This window comes from Nocardiopsis sp. RV163 (assembly GCF_001029525.1).
GTDB classification, from domain to species: domain Bacteria; phylum Actinomycetota; class Actinomycetes; order Streptosporangiales; family Streptosporangiaceae; genus Nocardiopsis; species Nocardiopsis dassonvillei.
In genome coordinates this window covers 1-2,065 of record NZ_LEKI01000314.1, presented here as the reverse complement: position 1 = coordinate 2,065, position 2,065 = coordinate 1, and the positions used below count along the sequence as shown (strand labels likewise).

Here is a 2,065-nt window from a genome sequence, read left to right as displayed (position 1 = left end):
CTCCGGCCCCGGGACGGCCGCCCCCGGCCACCTCCCGGTTCTCACCCCCGAACAGACGCGGCAGGCCCCGCCGGGAACCCCGCGCGAGGTCGCGCCGGACGCGCTGGCCTACGTGCTCTTCACCTCCGGCTCCACCGGAACACCCAAGGGGGTGGAGGTCGAGCACCGGGCCGCCGCGCACACGATCGACGTGCTCAACGCCGTCCTGGACACCGGCACCGGTGACCGCACGCTCGCGCTCGCCGACTACGGCTTCGACATGTCGGTCTTCGACCTGTTCGCGCCGCTGTCGGCGGGCGGCGCCGCCGTCCTGGCCGACCCCGGGACACGGCGCGAGGCCGAACACTGGGCCCGGGCCGCCTCGGACGCGTCGGTGACCGTCATCAACTGCGTACCGGCCCTGCTGGACATGCTGCTGTCGGCGGTCGAGTCCGGCATGGCGCCGATGCCGCCCCTGCGCGCGGTCCTGCTCGGCGGCGACCGCGTCGCCCCCGGCCTGCGCGAACGGCTGCGGGCCCTCGCCCCCGACTGCCGTTTCCTCGCACTGGGAGGCATGACCGAGGCCGCGATCCACTCCACCCTGCTGGAGGTGGACCGGGCCGATCCCGCTTGGGCGTGCGTGCCCTGGGGCCGCCCGCTGCCCGGCGTGCTGTGCCGCGTGGTCGACGCCCAGGGGCGCGACCGGCCCGACCTGGTCGCCGGTGAGCTGTGGGTGGGCGGCGCGGGACTGGCCCGCGGCTACCGGGGCGCCCCCGACGCCACCGCGGACCGCTTCGTCACCTCCGGCGGACGGCGCTGGTACCGCACCGGCGACCTGGCCCGCTACGCCCCCGACGGAACCCTGGAGTTCCTGGGCCGGTCCGACCACCAGGTCAAGGTGAACGGCGTGCGCGTGGAGACCGGCGAGGTGGAGGCGGCCCTGGCCGCGCACCCGGAGGTGTCCCAGGCGGTCGCGGTCGCGCTCACCGAGCCCGCGCCCCGCCTGGCCGCGGTCGTCGTTCCCCGGGAGTCCGAGGAGACGACCGCCCTGGCCGGGGCCGCGGCGGAGCACGCCCGCGCCCTTCTGCCGTCCGCCATGCTCCCCGACCCCGTGCTCGTCCTCGACCGGATCCCGCTGACCCCCAACGGCAAACCCGACCGGGCCGCCGTCGCCCGCCTCCTGCGCGAGCACCTGGCCGGAGCACCGCGCACCGGCGAGCCCCCCGTGGGCGGGACCGAGAGCCGCGTCGCCCGCGTCTGGGCCGACCTGCTGGGCTCCGGCCCGGTCAGCCGGACCGATTCCTTCTTCGCGCTCGGCGGCGACTCCCTGCTGGCCACCCGCGTGGTGGCCGCACTGCGCGGGCTCGGCCACGCCGGGGCGGGCGTCTCGGACCTGTTCGCCCACCCCGTCCTGGCCGACTTCGCCGCCCGCCTCCCGGCCCGCGGCGAGGCCGTCGGCGGCCAGCGCGTCGTCCACGACCCCGCCTCGCGCCACGAACCCTTCCCGCCCACCGGCGTCCAGCGCGCCTACCTCACCGGGCGCAGCCCCGACTTCACCCTCGGCGGCGTCGGCACCTACCACTACACCGAGTTCGACGGCGCCGACGTGGACCTGCGCCGCCTGGAGCACGCCCTGGACCGCCTCGTCACCCGGCACGACATGCTCCGGGCCGTCTTCGACGCGGACGGCGACCAGCGGGTCCTGCCCGCCGTGCCGCCCGTGCGCGTCCCCGTGACCGAGGCCGACCCCGACGACCCCGACACCGCGCTCGCCGAGCTGCGCGGGGCCATGTCCCACCAGGTCCTGGACCCCGAGCGCTGGCCCCTGTTCGACGTGCGTGCCGTGCGCTACACGCGCGACGGAGCCGAACGCGTCCGCCTCGGCGTCGGCCTGGACTACCTGGTCCTGGACGCGCTCAGCATCATGACCCTCTACACCGAGCTGGACCGCCTCTACCGCGAGCCCGACGCCGTCCTGGACCCCGTCGAGGTGACCTTCCGCGACTACCTCACCCAGGTACGGCCGGACCCCGAACGCGAGCGGCGCGACCGCGACTACTGGCGCGAGCGCGTCGAGGACCTGCCC

The 2,065-nt window shown here is 76.5% G+C and carries 1 protein-coding gene; it reads left to right on the top strand.

Annotated elements, in window-relative coordinates:
- Positions 1-2,065 (top strand): AMP-binding protein (locus tag ABD54_RS29445; protein WP_047872261.1); only part of this gene is annotated, 2,065 nt, incomplete at both ends.